We start from the raw sequence: 18,994 nt of genomic DNA on the forward strand, positions 1-18,994 counted from the left end.
GCAAAAACAATGGCCGAACTATCCGGCGCAATCGAAGCCCAAGTTGGTTTGGGTTTAATCTTTTCATAATTAACCAGCTCAACCACTTTGTCGGTTTGTAAATTGTATTGAAAGTAAAAGGTTTTTTTCTCCAAAGAATCCGTCGCTTTTTTGTCTTTGCGGTCTTTTTTTGTTTGATCAATCGAACTTTTTAAATCGAATTGGATGCTTTTTTCATCCTTGGTAAACTTTAAATTTTCGATGGGCAAATGTTGCGCATCAAACGGGTCTTTTACAATCAAAGTAACGGCAGCCGCAATTTTGGCATTGTCAAACAACAGCTTTTTGGTGCGTGCAGCCGGATCAACCAGATACCATTTTTTGCCCGCGCTCGTTTCAAATGGATACCAAAACTTGTTGGAAGTTTTAAGCCAGTGCGCATCAACCGAAGTAGAGAATACCATTTTCTGCATTTTTTTGGGCGAAAAACGCGCCGCCAGCAAATAATTGGCTTTAGGTGGATTTGGGTTTTGGTAATAGTTTTGCGCTTGTGATTGAAAGCAAACAAACAGCAACAAAAGGATAAAGTAAAACTTTTTCATGCAATATTAATTAATGCCGAAAAGTATTCAATTGAAATGAAAAAAGTTTGGGAAATTTGCAGAAAAGGAAAATAGGCTTGTAATATTTTGAATACCTTTTGCCTCCGCCAAAAAAGTAGTGCTAAAAGAAGCATCGGCAAATAAAATCCAATTGAATGCAAATGTTATTTTTACAGTGCACATTCACCTTTAATAAGCATGCAGGGTTATTATCAAAGTTGGCAGTAATTAAGTTCTATGAGGTTATAAAAACATTTGGCATTATTTCATCACGTATCGTCTTTCAAAATCTAAAATTGCTTATACCTTTATCGCCATGTTAAAAATCAGCGGGCTTTTTGTTTATCCCATAAAATCGCTCGGCGGCATTGCGGTCAGTTCGGCACAAGTAACCAGCCGCGGTTTAAAGCACGACCGCCGCTGGATGCTGGTGGATGAGCATAACCGGTTTTTATCGCAGCGCGAAGTCCCGCAAATGGCACTGCTTTTTGTAGAAATTACCGGCAACGGTTTGCTGGTGATGCACCGGCAGCAGCCCGAAGAATTTATCAATATCCCGTTTTTGTTTGAAGCCAACGAAACCGCATTGTGCAGCATTTGGGACGATACCTGCCTGGCGGAATTTGTGGATAACGGGATTGACCAATGGTTTACCGAAATGTTGCAAGTGAAATGCCGTTTGGTTTATATGCCCGAAGCAGCGCAACGGCAGGTAGACCAGCGTTATGCGCAGGCAGAACATATTACTTCTTTTGCTGATGCTTTTCCGGTTTTGATTATCGGACAAGCTTCGCTGGATGAACTAAACGGCCGGCTAAAAGAAGCGGTGCCAATGGACCGTTTTCGCCCAAACATCATTTTTACCGGCGGCGAGGCTTTTCTGGAAGACCAGATGCAGCATTTCAGTATCAAAAACATCAATTTTTTTGGTGTGAAACCTTGTGCCCGTTGTCCGGTTATAACCATTGACCAGGAAAACGCAACCACAGGAAAAGAGCCGTTGAAAACGCTTTCCGGCTACCGCAAAAAAAACAACAAAGTTTATTTCGGCCAAAATTTAATTTACGAAGGCCTGGGCATTATTAGTGTTGACGATGAAATCCGGATCAAAGAATTACGCCCGGAAAAACTGATCTGACCCCAATTTTAGGCCGATAAAAGAAGCATGCAAAACGTTACCCATAAACAAATCACTTTGCGCACGGCACGCGCCGTCAGCGTTATTTTTTGTACCGCGCCAACCATCGAACTGATCAAAAACAACCAATTGCCCAAAGGCAATTTGTTTGATGTGGCGCAGGCGGCCGGTTTTTTGGGCGCCAAACTTACGCCGCAATTGTTGCCGCATTGCCATCCGGTGGCCATTGACGGGATGAGTATTAAGTTTGAATACCTCGACAAAGAAAAACATGCCGAATATGTAGATGAAGCAGCTTTCGGCCGAACCGGGATTTTAATTCTGGGTGAAGCAAAATCCATCGGCCGGACAGGGATTGAAATGGAAATGCTGACGGCAGTTTCGGTAGCGGCTTTGGAAATTTACGATATGCTGAAACCGGTGGACAAGCAATTGGAGATCGGCCACATCAAACTGCTGGAAAAACGGGGCGGCAAAAGCGACCGGCAGTTGTTGTATGAAGACGTTTCTGTGTGCGCCGTTTTGGTTTGTTCTGATTCTACCGCGGCTGGAACCCGGCAAGACCAAAGCGGAAAAATCATCCGGGAAATGTTGGAAAGTTTTAATGCCGAAGTAGCCCATTTTGAGGTTTTGCCGGATGACAAACAGCAGATCCAGCAGCAAATTTTGGATTGGGTGCGGCAGGAGGTTCCGTTTATTTTTACAACCGGTGGCACGGGTTTAGGCCCGCGCGATAACACCGTAAAAGCCGTGGAAGAACTGTTGGAAAACAAAGCCGAAGGCATTGCCGAAGCGATGCGCGTTTTCGGGCAACAACGTACGCCCTTGGCTATGATGAGCCGCGGCGTTGCCGGAACCATCGGCCATACCTTAATTGTTACGTTGCCCGGAAGTGCCAATGGCGCGCGCGAAAGTTTACAGGCTATTTTGCCGGCTGTTTTTCATGCCCGGAAGATGATTTTAGGAGGCGGGCATTAAGGGGAAATAAAGCTGAATTTGCGAAGAATGGATCAGGATTTGAAGGGAAATAAACAATTTCCTTTAGATAGAAGCTGTTTAGGTTTTATCCGGTTTATTGTCCATGCTTCTTTTAGCACCTAAAAATCATTGGCCCATTGTGTCTTTTGTATTGATAGGACAGCAAGCACTAAATTTCCGGGCATAAAAGAAGCATTGTGAATTTTGATGATACAAATTTAAACAGGTTTTTGCTATCAACAGAAAGGAGTGCCTGAAGGTTTCAATTCCTATTTGGTACGATTAAAAGCAAAATTGCAAAAAGGTTGTTCCTCCAGAACCCTTATTTCAATTCCAACATGGTGCGATTAAAAGATGCCCGATTATCCAATTAAATCCGAAGATATCCTAATTTCAATTCCAACATGGTGCGATTAAAAGCAATACCAAAGAGATTCTGTAGATATTGATATTTAATTCAATTCCAACATGGTGCGATTAAAAGTTGTGGCAAAGCGCAAGAAGCACTCCGTTCGATTACGGATTTCAATTCCAACATGGTGCGATTAAAAGCTTTCCCAACCCTGTTCCAATTGGTGACTTTACTATTTCAATTCCAACATGGTGCGATTAAAAGTTTTGAAAATATATTAATATTGTACAATGATGAAAAATTTCAATTCCAACATGGTGCGATTAAAAGCCAAAAACCGGAAGCATGACGGCCGATCGTAGCGATATTTCAATTCCAACATGGTGCGATTAAAAGCGGATTTTGATGCTTATTACAGGCAGCTTTCCAAATTTCAATTCCAACATGGTGCGATTAAAAGATTTTATCCATTTCTGAATAAAAATCTGTATCGTGATTTCAATTCCAACATGGTGCGATTAAAAGCATCGTCAGAACCGCTAAAGGTCAATGTGCGACCATATTTCAATTCCAACATGGTGCGATTAAAAGTCGGTTAAAGCGATAGCAGGCCGTTGATCTTATGCTGATTTCAATTCCAACATGGTGCGATTAAAAGCGGCTGCTGCGGCGGAGGAGGGCGGGGCGGGGTAAAGATTTCAATTCCAACATGGTGCGATTAAAAGCCTTTAAAAACTTAATATTTGTATTGATACACTCTTATTTCAATTCCAACATGGTGCGATTAAAAGTGTAAATCAAAATTGGAAAAGACCATAGTTGATTCTTATTTCAATTCCAACATGGTGCGATTAAAAGCATTTATGAATTTCTTATAATCATACAAACTAAAATCATTTCAATTCCAACATGGTGCGATTAAAAGTGTTTTAAAAGTTTAATTTTTTCCGCTGGCTCCCTCCATTTCAATTCCAACATGGTGCGATTAAAAGCTGTATCGGTTGCTTATATAGCGTGTGTGTTGTTATATATTTCAATTCCAACATGGTGCGATTAAAAGTTTTATGATTTCATTTGTGATAACATTTTCTTTTATTTCAATTCCAACATGGTGCGATTAAAAGTGTTTTGACTTTGCCCAATCCCTGTTCCTTGCTGCACATTTCAATTCCAACATGGTGCGATTAAAAGCCACGGGCTGCACGTTAAATTTTGCTTCTGTTTTATCATTTCAATTCCAACATGGTGCGATTAAAAGATTTGACCCGCGTACGGGCAAAATGATTATCAGGCATTTCAATTCCAACATGGTGCGATTAAAAGTTTGGATTTACGGATTTCCCAGACCAGTCTTTCGCTATTTCAATTCCAACATGGTGCGATTAAAAGAATTAATTGACCCAACTGCTTATGCTATCATAATGAGATTTCAATTCCAACATGGTGCGATTAAAAGTTTTAGTGCTATCATTTAAAAAAACGATAGTGTCAATTTCAATTCCAACATGGTGCGATTAAAAGCACTTACGCAAAAGACGACCCATCCATCGCTATCAGATTTCAATTCCAACATGGTGCGATTAAAAGACAAAACCTAATATTTGCAAGTTATTTCCGGTAATATTTCAATTCCAACATGGTGCGATTAAAAGAGTTGTACCAGTACCAATGTATGCAGCCTTTGTCTGATTTCAATTCCAACATGGTGCGATTAAAAGCTTCATCGCAATCGCTATAAATATCTTCCTCGCTGTCATTTCAATTCCAACATGGTGCGATTAAAAGTTGTACTGCTGTAAGTCCCCTGCTAACGCAAAATAATATTTCAATTCCAACATGGTGCGATTAAAAGAGATGAAACGAATGATTGTTACTGCTTTATTAGGTGATTTCAATTCCAACATGGTGCGATTAAAAGTTAGTATGCAAAAACAGCACGCAATAGAAAAACTTTATTTCAATTCCAACATGGTGCGATTAAAAGAGATGTTTCTCCTACTGATAAAAACGCAACAATAACATTTCAATTCCAACATGGTGCGATTAAAAGTATCGTTGTGTGTGTAGTCTTCTTTTATGGAAGCCTATTTCAATTCCAACATGGTGCGATTAAAAGAAAAGGGTTAGAAAAAACGCCTGTAAATGGGTTTAAATTTCAATTCCAACATGGTGCGATTAAAAGGGCCGTGATGTTTTTATGCTTATTATTTATTTATATTTCAATTCCAACATGGTGCGATTAAAAGGCACGAAATCAGGTACGGTAAAATTGGCGGTACATATTTCAATTCCAACATGGTGCGATTAAAAGAAATACTGCCAGTTTTTGCAAGCATTTGTGCGTTTGATTTCAATTCCAACATGGTGCGATTAAAAGTCTTTCCCAACTGTAAAAAATCTCGGCTCCGTTCCAATTTCAATTCCAACATGGTGCGATTAAAAGAAAGTTCACGCTTTCCATAACGGAATTTACAAGCGATTTCAATTCCAACATGGTGCGATTAAAAGGCAATAGCAACGCCTGCCGCTATCGCTCCCCGAAAATTTCAATTCCAACATGGTGCGATTAAAAGAAATTATACACCATCGTTTTTCGCAAAACTTTGATTATTTCAATTCCAACATGGTGCGATTAAAAGTTGCAGGATAGCCGCCCAGCCCGCCAAGAGGGAGGGATTTCAATTCCAACATGGTGCGATTAAAAGACTTTAAAAATCTGCCGTCATGCTCCGCGAATTTATTTCAATTCCAACATGGTGCGATTAAAAGACATATCCAAACATATCCTGATAAGCGGTTACCAATTTCAAATCCAACATGGTGCGATTAAAAGTGTGATAAACTGCTTTTGTGGCCAGCTTTCCAATGTATTTCAATTCCAACATGGTGCGATTAAAAGACTTAAATTACAGATAATAGCAATGCTTCTTTTATATTTCAATTCCAACATGGTGCGATTAAAAGAAAGTCAACTTTTAAAGTAAATGAAATTTCACCAAATTTCAATTCCAACATGGTGCGATTAAAAGTACCAGCAGTTTAGTAAAGACCATAACTTTTTCATAATTTCAATTCCAACATGGTGCGATTAAAAGACATAAAAGCGACAAATAAGAAATACAAAACATTCATTTCAATTCCAACATGGTGCGATTAAAAGCCTCTATCATTTCGGCAGCTTCTTCGAGTTCGTTCTGATTTCAATTCCAACATGGTGCGATTAAAAGAAAAAAATCCCTCTTTATTTATCGTATCGGTTGGGAGATTTCAATTCCAACATGGTGCGATTAAAAGTGTTCTTCCGATAAAAGCAGGGCCAGGTTGGAGCTATTTCAATTCCAACATGGTGCGATTAAAAGCAAACGGCTGTAGGGAGAAACACGAGTGCAAAGTTATTTCAATTCCAACATGGTGCGATTAAAAGGCATTTGATTAGCCTCTTTCCTGACCGGGAAATCATTTCAATTCCAACATGGTGCGATTAAAAGTATCGTTCAATACCGCGCCCATTTTGCCAGGTCATATTTCAATTCCAACATGGTGCGATTAAAAGAACTTACCTGTGTGTTTGCTGTGTGTTGCCTGTGTGATTTCAATTCCAACATGGTGCGATTAAAAGGTCGCTATCATCTTTGAACTTAAAATTATAAGTCTTATTTCAATTCCAACATGGTGCGATTAAAAGAATGAAGGGCCTTCCGTACACAGACGCTTTATTTTATTTCAATTCCAACATGGTGCGATTAAAAGGGCGATGTTGAAAGTAAAACTTCGGTCGAATCATTGAATTTCAATTCCAACATGGTGCGATTAAAAGACGCATTCCTTTATCAGAACAAACCATTATCTGATTATTTCAATTCCAACATGGTGCGATTAAAAGGGAAAACGCAATTTAAAGCGTCTGCGCTTGTTGATCTATTTCAATTCCAACATGGTGCGATTAAAAGTGCCCTGCCGCCCGTAATGCCGGTAAAAGCAAGGCTAATTTCAATTCCAACATGGTGCGATTAAAAGGGGTCGCTCGCGTGAGTTTAGTAGCCTGCCGGCAGCAATTTCAATTCCAACATGGTGCGATTAAAAGAAAATGTGCCGATAAAAGAAGCACCACGCGGGTGGATTTCAATTCCAACATGGTGCGATTAAAAGGCACAATAATTTTAAGTTTCATATCTGTATAGTTTATTTCAATTCCAACATGGTGCGATTAAAAGAAAGTTCGGCTTTGGTAACATTGACTTTTGTTACCTAATTTCAATTCCAACATGGTGCGATTAAAAGGTATATCTTATATCTGCATCAATTTTCCATTTAGAGATTTCAATTCCAACATGGTGCGATTAAAAGCGTTTCACGCTTTTCTATCCCAGCCGCCTTTATCCTAATTTCAATTCCAACATGGTGCGATTAAAAGAAACTTTCCCTTTTTCATACCAACGGCATAATTTTATTTCAATTCCAACATGGTGCGATTAAAAGTTCCAGCCTGGGTTTTGGCATCGGTAAAAAGAAATTATTTCAATTCCAACATGGTGCGATTAAAAGAACTTTTGTCGATCAAATTAAGCAGTACCTGTTCGATTTCAATTCCAACATGGTGCGATTAAAAGGTCGTATGGCTTTCTAAAAGTTTGGTTATTTTCCATTTCAATTCCAACATGGTGCGATTAAAAGAATTTATAATTATTCATTGCGACAAGGAATTGATAAATTTCAATTCCAACATGGTGCGATTAAAAGTTTGTCCGAACCAGTGGCTGTCTTTCGTGTTAATAGTATTTCAATTCCAACATGGTGCGATTAAAAGTTTCGGCTTTATAAATTGCACAACACCAGATATTCCATTTCAATTCCAACATGGTGCGATTAAAAGAAAACGTAAAAATCAGATTCGCGAGTAATTGCAATATTTCAATTCCAACATGGTGCGATTAAAAGCGCCGGTTATAACCGTATTGATATTTTTTAAAATATATTTCAATTCCAACATGGTGCGATTAAAAGCTTTGTGTTTTTTATTTGTAACAGTTGCCAGCAGATATTTCAATTCCAACATGGTGCGATTAAAAGTATTATCACAACAACGCGCACAATTATAAATAATACATTTCAATTCCAACATGGTGCGATTAAAAGCTGGTAGGAATAATTTACCAATTATACTTTTCGTGATTTCAATTCCAACATGGTGCGATTAAAAGTTATTCAACAATTCCTGGCCAGTTGAGAGAATCCCATTTCAATTCCAACATGGTGCGATTAAAAGAACAAACTTACAAAAATGATGACCGATGATGGCTTATTTCAATTCCAACATGGTGCGATTAAAAGTTTCTGTTGCTGATCCAGGTCTTTGTTTGTTATATATTTCAATTCCAACATGGTGCGATTAAAAGTATGACCATCACGCTAATCGCTTGTCCGGTTTTGTTATTTCAATTCCAACATGGTGCGATTAAAAGTGTTGCCGATGTGGAGCGCGATATTATTGCCGATACCTATTTCAATTCCAACATGGTGCGATTAAAAGTACGGGTGCATTAAAAGAGTATGATATGAGTGTTGATTTCAATTCCAACATGGTGCGATTAAAAGTATCTACTCTGACAACAACGACTATTTGGGAAACTTTATTTCAATTCCAACATGGTGCGATTAAAAGTCGTTTGGATTTATTCAGAATCTGGCTTTTTGATTTAATTTCAATTCCAACATGGTGCGATTAAAAGAGCAAGTCAACTTTCAAAGTAAAAGATATTTCACCGAATTTCAATTCCAACATGGTGCGATTAAAAGAAGAAAAAGGGTTAAGCTACTTTAATAGTATTTACATTTCAATTCCAACATGGTGCGATTAAAAGTAAAAAGCAGGCGAATACGACCGCCAAAAAGAAGTAATTTCAATTCCAACATGGTGCGATTAAAAGCATGATATTTTAAGTTTAAAGGGTAGTGAACAATGAAATTTCAATTCCAACATGGTGCGATTAAAAGAGTGATGTTATATTTCTGTTTTCCGTTGTTTAAAAAATTTCAATTCCAACATGGTGCGATTAAAAGAAAGTTACACGGCCAGAAGTTTTAAATTTGATTTCATTTCAATTCCAACATGGTGCGATTAAAAGTCTTGGCGGAAATACACGCCTGGGCGTTCTTTCAACAAATTTCAATTCCAACATGGTGCGATTAAAAGCAAAAACAAGAAAAAAAAGGCAAGATTTTAACAGATTTCAATTCCAACATGGTGCGATTAAAAGTAATGAATATGAATGCTTTTGGAGACCGTAACGGATTTCAATTCCAACATGGTGCGATTAAAAGCACCATAACGCTTTTACCAACAAAAACATTTTTAAATTTCAATTCCAACATGGTGCGATTAAAAGTTCAACAAACACATCGTTGTAGCAAGTTTAGAAGACATTTCAATTCCAACATGGTGCGATTAAAAGAGCGCAGGAAATGAAGGTAGATTAAATAATATCACATTTCAATTCCAACATGGTGCGATTAAAAGATTAAATTGGGATTTTGATATGCCGGAAACAGCCAGATTTCAATTCCAACATGGTGCGATTAAAAGTATGCAAACCGCCTTTCCAGCCGGGTTGAACCATTTCAATTCCAACATGGTGCGATTAAAAGGGGGTGGTTCTTTCCGTTTGTATTCATCTTACTTTTCAATTTCAATTCCAACATGGTGCGATTAAAAGGAAACAAGGCCGATCACCATCATGCAGCTTAACTTATTTCAATTCCAACATGGTGCGATTAAAAGAACAGTTGGAACAAATGCCGTGAAGTAAATTCTGAATTTCAATTCCAACATGGTGCGATTAAAAGACTTGACCCATTATGCTTTATCATTTCAAAAATGTGATTTCAATTCCAACATGGTGCGATTAAAAGTGCAACTGATTAACAAGTTGCATATCTCTTATGTTGATTTCAATTCCAACATGGTGCGATTAAAAGTTATATCTTTGGTCTCCCTTTAACACTTAAACATCAATTTCAATTCCAACATGGTGCGATTAAAAGCGGACGAATACAGGAGCATCACAAAGCATAGTGCTACATTTCAATTCCAACATGGTGCGATTAAAAGTGACCTGATTTTAACAGGCAACACGCCTCAAACCCCATTTCAATTCCAACATGGTGCGATTAAAAGTTCTATTGCTTTCATCATAATTTCGTTTTCTGCCATTTCAATTCCAACATGGTGCGATTAAAAGTGATAAAGAAAGAAATTATAGACTTGTTTTGTATTTATTTCAATTCCAACATGGTGCGATTAAAAGAACAAGCCGCTGTCAACAACGGGTGCCAGGGTGTATAATTTCAATTCCAACATGGTGCGATTAAAAGAGCTTAATGGTTTTACAAGGAAAAGTTATTGCAAATTTCAATTCCAACATGGTGCGATTAAAAGAATGGTTGCAAAGGCCACGGCTATTGAATTTGGCTATTTCAATTCCAACATGGTGCGATTAAAAGCAAATGCTTGGTTGGCAAAAACACCAACCTCGAAATTTCAATTCCAACATGGTGCGATTAAAAGCGAAGATTGTTGCGCTGGCAGACCTGAAACATTCTCAATTTCAATTCCAACATGGTGCGATTAAAAGATGTATAATAGATGATTATTACAATCCTAGTATAGCTATTTCAATTCCAACATGGTGCGATTAAAAGTTTCGCTCATGCGGCTACATGAAATAGATAACGCCATTTCAATTCCAACATGGTGCGATTAAAAGCCGTATATCTTCGGGTAGCTGATTGAGATAATGGTATTTCAATTCCAACATGGTGCGATTAAAAGTTGTTTAATGTTTTTTCCTAACGTAAACGCCGGAGCAATTTCAATTCCAACATGGTGCGATTAAAAGACGCGGCGGGAAGCGTACCTCGCTAACAAAGAAGATATTTCAATTCCAACATGGTGCGATTAAAAGTGCGCAAGAATTGACAATAACACGCAAGCTATGACATTTCAATTCCAACATGGTGCGATTAAAAGTTTTTGAAGTCCCTTTGTACCGCTTCTTTTTCACCATTTCAATTCCAACATGGTGCGATTAAAAGCATAGCCCAAAGAAGATTTTATACTGCCAATACTAATATTTCAATTCCAACATGGTGCGATTAAAAGTACTACCGGATGAGGCTTTCCTCCAAAACATCCTCATTTCAATTCCAACATGGTGCGATTAAAAGCTTCGGGGCAAAATGGGTTATCTTTAAATGTAGAAATTTCAATTCCAACATGGTGCGATTAAAAGTTCGGCTTGGGCAAGGGCGCTGGCTACCTGCTGGGATTTCAATTCCAACATGGTGCGATTAAAAGACTCTCTGGCGTAAAAGTACCGCTCATTAAAATACAATTTCAATTCCAACATGGTGCGATTAAAAGAATCGTTTGATTTTTCTCCTAACAGGTTAATGATAACATTTCAATTCCAACATGGTGCGATTAAAAGTGCTTTTTTTACCGGCCTTTTTTTCGTGTTCGGTTTCATTTCAATTCCAACATGGTGCGATTAAAAGAATAAAAAATCAAGATTAAACTCAAAGATTGAAACCGATTTCAATTCCAACATGGTGCGATTAAAAGCCCTACGGGTCGGGCTATTCGCTACAAGTCCTCGCGCATTTCAATTCCAACATGGTGCGATTAAAAGCCACCAAAAAAATAGTGCTAAAAGAAGCATTTGTTAGATTTCAATTCCAACATGGTGCGATTAAAAGCCGTTTATAAAACGGCCCTAATATATATTTAAACAACGTTTTTTACAGTGTTTTTAATCAAAATTTTAGTCGGTTGGCAATAACCGATTGTTGTGCTTAAACCGACAACCTTTATGCAGCGCTCAAAAACCTTGTTTTTAGTCTAAATCCCTATTTCATTACATCAATGAACACCCGTTGTTATCCTCACCGACAACTTAGAGCCTGTTTAAACTTCTATCGTAAAAACTTATACTACTTCTTTTATGCCTATAAATTTGGTATGCCGGATATTTTACGTGCACAAAAACCAAAAAAGACAATGATTTTTGTGTAGTAAAAGAAGCATAGATAATGTTTTGAATATAATTTTTACAAAATATTATCCAGCTTGTTTTTCTCGGCACCGATTACTTCTTTTTCCAGCCATTTTTCTTCCCGGCTTTTAAAAATCAGGATGCTGTCTGTTTCTGCATCAATAATTAATTTCGCTTTCGCCAGTAGTTCTTTTAACTTAACCGGCGTAATTTCTCCTTCAAAAACAGAATTCTGTATCCAATTTAAATACTGCCTGCACAATTTCAGTATTTTGGTAACCCGCTTTTCGCCAATATCATACACTAAAATTACATACATCTTTATCTGCTTTTAGTTAATTGTTCCTGGTTAATAGTTTACCGTTGCTGCCAATACTTTGCATTGTTACACACTTTATACTATCACAACATCTCATAATCGCCAATCCAATCACCACCTCACTTTATAAGGTTTATACTCATCCAAGCCTAAAACGTGTTTGCCCAATTTATAACATTCTAACTTGATCAAATGCTTGTAGCTTACACTTCGGTTCAATATCGGATGCTTGAATGTTTCGTTCAACCGTTCTTCCCAGGCTTTTACAAATGTTGAGCAGCCTAAAAATTGTACGGTCAACCATTACCGGTTTAAAAATCTCTGCCAGATCCAGTGCCAAAGAAAACCGGCGGTAACCTGGTTCGTGCAAAAAACTAATGGTTGGGTTTAATTGGGTGTGATACAATTGGTTTAAACAAGCCGAATAACATAGCATATTTCCAAACGAAATCATGGCATTGAGTTCATTTGCCGGAGGTTGTTTGCTGCGGCCTTCCATCTGGAAATCGTTTAAAATCGTATCAAAAGCCTGGTAATACTGCTGGCGGATGTTGCCTTCAATGCCCATCAGTTCGTCTACGGCTTTGGTTTGTTCAATCTGTAAAGCCAGCAACTCGATACTTTCCAGCGGAAGGCTGACATCTTTTTCCCGGTTGAGGTAATAACGCAAGCTTTTCGTCATGTTAAACGCCGCACCACTTACAAACTTCCTGGCCAAGATCATCCGTTTTTTGGCATCAATATAATGTTTGGTTTGCGAAATTTGCATCTTACCGGCCAACAAATATTCTTTCGGACAAAAGCTGCCGGTATAGTTTTCGTAATAATCAAAAAAGTGGACGGCAATGCCAGCTTTCCCCAAAAAATTGTACAAAGCACTATTGGCGTCCAAGCTGCCGAAACAGAAAATATCAGAAACACCTTCTATCGGAATGTATTTCGGCGTTCCTTCTATGCCTTCTTCGCTTACCGGTAAAAACCTCAGCGTATTATCTTTCCGGCTCATCCGGCCGGGATTGAACAAGTAAAAAGTTGTTTTCATGCTGATGCTTCTTTTACCGGTATAAAATTGGTGTCGAATTTAAATGGATAATCAAGCCGTAACTTTGTTTTCATGCAGATGCTTCTTTTACCGGTATAAAATTGGTGTTGAATTGGAACGGATAATCAGGCAGTAACTTTGTTTTCATGCTGATGCTTCTTTTACCGATATAAAATTGGTGTCAAAAATTTGATCAACAATTTGGTTTAGTTCAAACAGGTTCTTCCACATAACAAAAATCAAAATAGCTGCATTGCTTGCAAATGGGTTTGCGTAAAAGTGGCGGACAAATTTCGCTATTTACAATGTCCCTAATGCTGGTTTCCCAAGTTTGGATCATTTCCTCATCGCCGTGTTCTAATTGTACGGTTTCCCGCTGCCGCATTTTTGGATATTCAATCAATCCGGTTACGCCTGCTATACCTTGCTGCCCCAACTTGTAGATGTAATATTTTACTTGTGCAATATGTGCTTTTTCTACCTTATCGCTTTTCTTTACCTCATGCACTACCTTGTTTTTGGCATCATAAAAATCTATTTTGATGCCATCCACTTCTACTTCGGTGTATTGCTGCGAACGGTCGGTATAAGTAGTTTCGCCTATCAGTTTTCCTTCTGCTACGGTTTCAGAAGTGTGTTCCATTTGGATACCGTTGGCAAACAACCACAATTTCCGATGGCAAACATGGTAGTAGTTAATGTGGGTGGCAGTAAGGTTAAGCATCGTATTTTCAGACTAATTCAAAATTGTTTTCCTGATCAAAATCTACATTGCGCACTGCCTCTTGTGCTTCTTTTAGGCTGAAAAAATTGAAATCCCAATCTTCGTTCTTTTTCAGACCAAGCCACTTTCGGAATTCTTTGTGTTCCCGATGTTTTGGATCGGCCAAGGCAACTTTCAATTCTTCGTAGCCCCAAGGGCCACCGCAATCTTCGGGCGGACAATTACCTTTTCCAGCCAGACAATCTGCCAAAAACAGTTTTTCTCCGGTGATTTTTTCTGACGTAATTAAGTGCTCCCAGTTATCGCCTAAATCATAGGTGTACACAAACTTTTGTCCTTCGGCTTTAAAAATATCGGCTAACTTAATTTCCTTGCTGTCTATCAATTCATCATCCTCAAAAAAATCAATATCATATAATTCTTTATCCGCTATTATTAAATTACTAAAACGATCATCAGGTGAAAACTCATATGCGTGTGCATCCTGCCAGTCAAAAGCTGCCTGGATAATCAAATGGAACTGGTAAAAAGTAAAATTTTCCGGCACCAGCAAACGCCGCCAAACTGGTGGTTTGATGATGTCTTTGATTTGGATTTTGAATTGGAATGGCATTGTTAATGTTTTTTTAATTTTTTTATGTTTATGAATTACAGTATTGTTAGTAAAAATAGAAATGGATTAATTTTTAAATTAATTGCGTATCCCAAATTTCCTGCTCATTATATAAGAGCCCTAACTCTGAATCGTATTTCTTAGTTAGTATCCAGTAAGTAATTTCTAATAATTTGCCTTTTTCACTTTCAAAATTATAAGTTGTTTTGTATAAGTTTTGATCATTCTCTGCAATAAGTTGTGCGAACTTATTTTTTCTAATTTGTACTTTCAATCGTTCTGCACCAATAAAGTCAAAGTCTGATAGATAATCCTCAAAGCGTTGCCTTAATTTTATTGGTAATACTTTTATTCCATCAAACAGTTTGTAAAAATCTTCTTCTTGTTTTTTAGAATGTAACAAAGGAATAAGCTGATTTTCTGATGTATATTTTAATAACTGATAGGTTTCGTCAAAGTCCTTTTTGCTTTTCTCATCCCAATGTGGATATACAAAATCAATATACTTTTGCAATTTACTTTCTTCGATAACTCCGTCTTGTTTTAACGAGATTTTTTGTAAGACATCCAATGTTCGTAAAATCACATCTACGCTGTATATAAATTTGTCGTTTTTGTTTGATTCGTTAAATATTACAACTGGAGATATTCCTTTTTTTCTTTTTCGATTTACTCTGCCAAATCGTTGTATTAAAGCATCTATAGGTGCAGGCTCAGTGTATATAACATCATAATCAATGTCGAGACTTACTTCGATTGCTTGGGTTCCAACTAAAAGTTGAATAGGATTATTTTCGTCTTTTTCGCCCTCCTTCAAATCCTTTTCATGACTATTCCTGTCTTCACCAGTAAATGCACCATGCAATAAAACAGAATTACTTGCAAATTCCTTCAATTTTTTAAAAACCTCCTGAGCTTGAACAACTGTATTACAAACTACTAATACTTTTATGCCAGCTTTTAAATCTTTTTCAATCAAGTAAAGGCTATCAAATAATAATCCATCTTTTAAAACAACTTTATGTCTGTCAAATTTTTTGTATAGCTTTTCATCTGCTGTTATAGGAGAAAAATGACCAATTGCCATTTCCAATTCTTTTTTAAAAAATGATGGCATAGTTGCCGTCATAATAAAAACTTTACCTTTCATCCATTTAACAACATATTCGAGGAAAACTTTAATCTGTGCAAATGTTTCAGGACTATAGGCATGAATTTCATCAAAAACGAAATAACCTCCTGTCCACTCAAATATTCCTTGCTCAAAACCTTTTAGTCCAAATAGATTTTTCAGCAATTGAAAAGGTGTAACTACCTTTAATGGTGTATAAAGTGTTTTGAATTTATTTTTAATTTCATCAATAGCCTCTTTCTTTGAATTGTTGATATATTGAACGTTATCAAGGTAATCATAAAGGTAATCTTGTAATTTCCCATGCAACATTCCAACTTTTGAATTCCCCAAACCATCTCCATTTGAAGATAAACGTTCATACATTGCATTAATAGAAGCAGTAAACGGCAATACATAAAAAACTCGGCCTTGTCCAAATCCTTCCATTTGTCGTTGTAGCCATAGCATAGCACTTTCAGTTTTACCCGAGCCTGTTGGTGCAGTTAAGATGACATTCCCAATTATCTTCTCACATTCTAACTGATGATTGTAAAAATCATTTTCTTCTTTTTGCAAGTTTATCCGTTGTTTATTTAAGAATGAAAAAGAAGATTTTTCTAATTGTTCAATATGTTCAATACGTGCAGAACCTAAATGGTCGCAATGTTTTAAAGCCCCAAATAAAAGTAGTAACTTAAAATAATCTTCACTATTTACATTCAATTCTCCTTTTGTTGATTTTAGTAAATACGAAAGTATTAGCTTTTGAGGATGCTTAATTTCATAATCATTTAGTTTGATTTTAAAATCATTCTCCAATAAAGAATAAACTTCCTTTAAATAAATTTTTGCAAATTCCTCCTCATAGTTAAGCAATCCATCATCACCAAATTCATCCTCTATCTTTTGTAATAAATATGTATTTGCAACGTACTCTTTATTTAAACGCTCAAAATCTCGATGATGCCCTGCAACTATTAAACTAATTAATTTTTTAACCGGAGCTTTAATATCTAATCCATCAATAAATGGTAAAGAAAAAAGTTCGTGACGTTGTCCATGCCATTCATTTTTTGAAATCCCCATTAATAATTTTATAAACTCTGCATGCCCTTTACCCAAGTCGTGAGTAATAACAGATAACCTAACCACTTCCCAGAAGTCAATATCCTGAATTATTTCTTTTGCTTTAGAAAAACAAACTTTTAGATATTGCCAAATTTTTAGACAATCTATTATGTGCTGTTTTAAACTTATTCGAGGTTCAGATTTTGCTAAAAGTTCCATACAAGATCAAAAAATCTTTAATTACATTGTTTCAAAATTCAATTGATGTATATATATATCTACTTCACTTTTACCAATTGTATCTCGATAAGCTTTAAGATTGCTGCTAACTTTAGAATTATGATTAAGTACAGAATATGATTCTGTACCTATATTTTGTCGAGGAATTGTATTGGAGAAGTATTTTGGTAAAGCTTGGATTACCCCGGGAAGATAATTATTAGCGAATGGCACAATTTGTCCTTTAATCTTATCAGCATTATCTACTTCTGGCAAATCCTTTTTATGGATTCCTGCTGAATCAACAGATGCCAAATCATTCATCCTTCCTAATACTAATGGATATACCGGAAGTTTTAAATAGTTGACTATTTCTTCATCAGAAACATACAAGCGTAAAAAGTTTTCAAATAGAAACTCTCTTTTAATTACGTTTGATTTAGCGTTGTTTGTTGCTTTACCTTTATTGCTATCAATCATATAAATTGTTTCCAAATCAATTTCCTTTCCCTGAAATTCAAAGTAATATCCAATTGAAAGTTGTTTATGATTTATATAAAATCCTGCAGCGGCATTTATTAATCCCAAAACTGTACTTAGTGGTGGTACTTCTAAAGTAGGCTGTATGCCACTAATCAGATTTGGATAACGAAAACTGGCTGTCCAGCTTCTTATATCAATAGCATAAAATTCCATTATACTAATTGTTGTTTCAACTGTTCACAATAATTATCAATAGTTTCATTTATTGATCCGATCTGAACTTTCGGGTATTCGTTGCCTAATGATTCTAATTCTTTTAAAGAATTGCTATAATCATCAAGAAAACCACTACGCCTGCCAATAAATATTATACCTAGGAATTGCTCTTTATAATCTTTAAGCACTTCTTTAATTCCTTCAGTATTTAAGTACATTTTATCGCTATTTATTCCCTCGCTTGTAGCAATATGAGAAAATGGATGATTTCCAGTAGTTGTAGTTGCTAATACAATAAACTTAGGTGTAACATCTGACATATTATTTGTCTGCATTGCCCCTCCTGAAATAGTTTTTAAGGCTTTTAATGTATCCTCAATTCTTTTTTCACGAACTTCCTTTGTTAAACGAACTAATTTTTGAGCATTACCCTTGCTATCTTTTACATAACTATCTTCAATTTCGATAGCACCATTTGCAAGAGCATCTTCTTTAAGTTTTTCTGTTAGATTTTTAAATCCTGTTTTATTATAATTAGAAAAGGTGCCAGCTTGTTCCAAATCTAAGGAGAACATCCCTTTCATTATGGCACTATATTCCTCTTTTACGTAAGGAACAGAGTCTCCTTCCTGGCGAGCCATACTTGACCAATTTTCTGCTGGACGAGTAGAACCGACAGAAACAATAACCGAATTTTTTAAAGGTGAGACACGCGTAACCGTTACGTTTTCCGTTTGTTCCTTACCATTTTTCAATATAGGTTTTCCTTCTTCATCTACTATCACATCCTTTGCCGCTTTCATATACCCAAACATATCATCATCAGGATATTTAATTGGGTCAGCAGATGTAAATGCAATTTTATTATCTCTTGTTATTGGCGAAAGAATCCAATCATGATTTCTTTGCAAAGCATCACGCCACCAATAACGCCATGCTTGACCAGATACATAAGTATATACTCTTCCGTTTTTAAAAACTTTCTTTGTAGCAACAGCATTATCAAAATTACTAGTTGTGCTTTTGCCTGCATTGTTTAGAGCAACAACATCTACATCTAATAAAATAAACCCTTGTGTTTTTAATTTCATAATTAT

General features: G+C 36.6%; 9 protein-coding genes, 1 pseudogene and 1 CRISPR repeat array. Of the genes and pseudogenes, 2 read left to right on the forward strand and 8 right to left on the reverse strand.

Going from position 1 to position 18,994, the window contains the following annotated elements; translation table 11 throughout:
• Positions 1-581, reverse strand: a pseudogene (locus Q0192_RS04710) (S9 family peptidase); the annotation flags it as partial.
• 316 nt (positions 582-897) lie between these two features.
• Between Q0192_RS04710 and Q0192_RS04715 the strand changes: the two are divergent.
• On the forward strand, positions 898-1,719 hold the full coding sequence (locus tag Q0192_RS04715) for an MOSC N-terminal beta barrel domain-containing protein (RefSeq protein ID WP_299286817.1): 822 nt from the start codon (positions 898-900) through the stop codon (positions 1,717-1,719).
• A gap of 27 nt (positions 1,720-1,746) precedes the next feature.
• Positions 1,747-2,697 carry a bifunctional molybdenum cofactor biosynthesis protein MoaC/MoaB gene (gene moaCB, locus Q0192_RS04720; protein ID WP_299286818.1) on the forward strand — a complete coding sequence of 317 codons (951 nt, stop codon included), beginning with the start codon at positions 1,747-1,749 and terminating at the stop codon, positions 2,695-2,697.
• A 259-nt stretch (positions 2,698-2,956) separates the two neighbouring features.
• A CRISPR array of direct repeats spans positions 2,957-11,803; the repeat unit is 30 nt; unit sequence ATTTCAATTCCAACATGGTGCGATTAAAAG.
• A 351-nt stretch (positions 11,804-12,154) separates the two neighbouring features.
• On the opposite strand, the gene cas2 is transcribed toward moaCB, so the two are convergent.
• The 7 genes from cas2 to cas7i all read right to left on the reverse strand — a co-directional run bounded on the left by cas2 (position 12,155) and on the right by cas7i (position 18,988).
• The gene (gene cas2 / locus Q0192_RS04725; RefSeq protein WP_299286821.1) at positions 12,155-12,418 is read right to left on the reverse strand and encodes a CRISPR-associated endonuclease Cas2; all 264 of its coding nucleotides are present in this window, start codon (positions 12,416-12,418) and stop codon (positions 12,155-12,157) included.
• A gap of 169 nt (positions 12,419-12,587) precedes the next feature.
• Positions 12,588-13,460: a type I-B CRISPR-associated endonuclease Cas1b gene (gene cas1b, locus Q0192_RS04730; RefSeq protein ID WP_299286824.1), complete on the reverse strand. Its 873-nt coding sequence runs from the start codon at positions 13,458-13,460 to the stop codon at positions 12,588-12,590.
• 211 nt (positions 13,461-13,671) lie between these two features.
• Entirely contained in the window at positions 13,672-14,184 is a 513-nt protein-coding gene (cas4, locus tag Q0192_RS04735; protein WP_299286826.1) for a CRISPR-associated protein Cas4, read from the reverse strand.
• 7 nt (positions 14,185-14,191) lie between these two features.
• Positions 14,192-14,797 carry a plasmid pRiA4b ORF-3 family protein gene (locus Q0192_RS04740; RefSeq protein ID WP_299286829.1) on the reverse strand — a complete coding sequence of 202 codons (606 nt, stop codon included), beginning with the start codon at positions 14,795-14,797 and terminating at the stop codon, positions 14,192-14,194.
• 73 nt (positions 14,798-14,870) lie between these two features.
• Positions 14,871-17,198: a CRISPR-associated helicase Cas3' gene (gene cas3, locus Q0192_RS04745; RefSeq protein ID WP_299286863.1), complete on the reverse strand. Its 2,328-nt coding sequence runs from the start codon at positions 17,196-17,198 to the stop codon at positions 14,871-14,873.
• 21 nt (positions 17,199-17,219) lie between these two features.
• On the reverse strand, positions 17,220-17,894 hold the full coding sequence (gene cas5b, locus Q0192_RS04750) for a type I-B CRISPR-associated protein Cas5b (protein ID WP_299286866.1): 675 nt from the start codon (positions 17,892-17,894) through the stop codon (positions 17,220-17,222).
• Positions 17,894-18,988: a type I-B CRISPR-associated protein Cas7/Cst2/DevR gene (gene cas7i, locus Q0192_RS04755; protein ID WP_299286869.1), complete on the reverse strand. Its 1,095-nt coding sequence runs from the start codon at positions 18,986-18,988 to the stop codon at positions 17,894-17,896. Before cas7i ends, cas5b begins: the two co-directional genes overlap by 1 nt.
• Between the last annotated feature and the right edge of the window lie 6 nt (positions 18,989-18,994).

Source organism: uncultured Mucilaginibacter sp. (assembly GCF_937859865.1).
Classification (GTDB): Bacteria; Bacteroidota; Bacteroidia; order Sphingobacteriales; family Sphingobacteriaceae; genus Mucilaginibacter_A.

Excerpts from the sequence above, each read along its gene's own strand:
- Q0192_RS04715 (WP_299286817.1), top strand. The coding sequence starts at position 898 with ATGTTAAAAATCAGCGGGCTTTTTGTTTATCCCATAAAATCGCTCGGC.
- moaCB (WP_299286818.1), top strand. The coding sequence starts at position 1,747 with ATGCAAAACGTTACCCATAAACAAATCACTTTGCGCACGGCACGCGCC.
- cas2 (WP_299286821.1), bottom strand. The coding sequence starts at position 12,418 with ATGTATGTAATTTTAGTGTATGATATTGGCGAAAAGCGGGTTACCAAA.
- cas1b (WP_299286824.1), bottom strand. The coding sequence starts at position 13,460 with ATGAAAACAACTTTTTACTTGTTCAATCCCGGCCGGATGAGCCGGAAA.
- cas4 (WP_299286826.1), bottom strand. The coding sequence starts at position 14,184 with ATGCTTAACCTTACTGCCACCCACATTAACTACTACCATGTTTGCCAT.
- Q0192_RS04740 (WP_299286829.1), bottom strand. The coding sequence starts at position 14,797 with ATGCCATTCCAATTCAAAATCCAAATCAAAGACATCATCAAACCACCA.
- cas3 (WP_299286863.1), bottom strand. The coding sequence starts at position 17,198 with ATGGAACTTTTAGCAAAATCTGAACCTCGAATAAGTTTAAAACAGCAC.
- cas5b (WP_299286866.1), bottom strand. The coding sequence starts at position 17,894 with ATGGAATTTTATGCTATTGATATAAGAAGCTGGACAGCCAGTTTTCGT.
- cas7i (WP_299286869.1), bottom strand. The coding sequence starts at position 18,988 with ATGAAATTAAAAACACAAGGGTTTATTTTATTAGATGTAGATGTTGTT.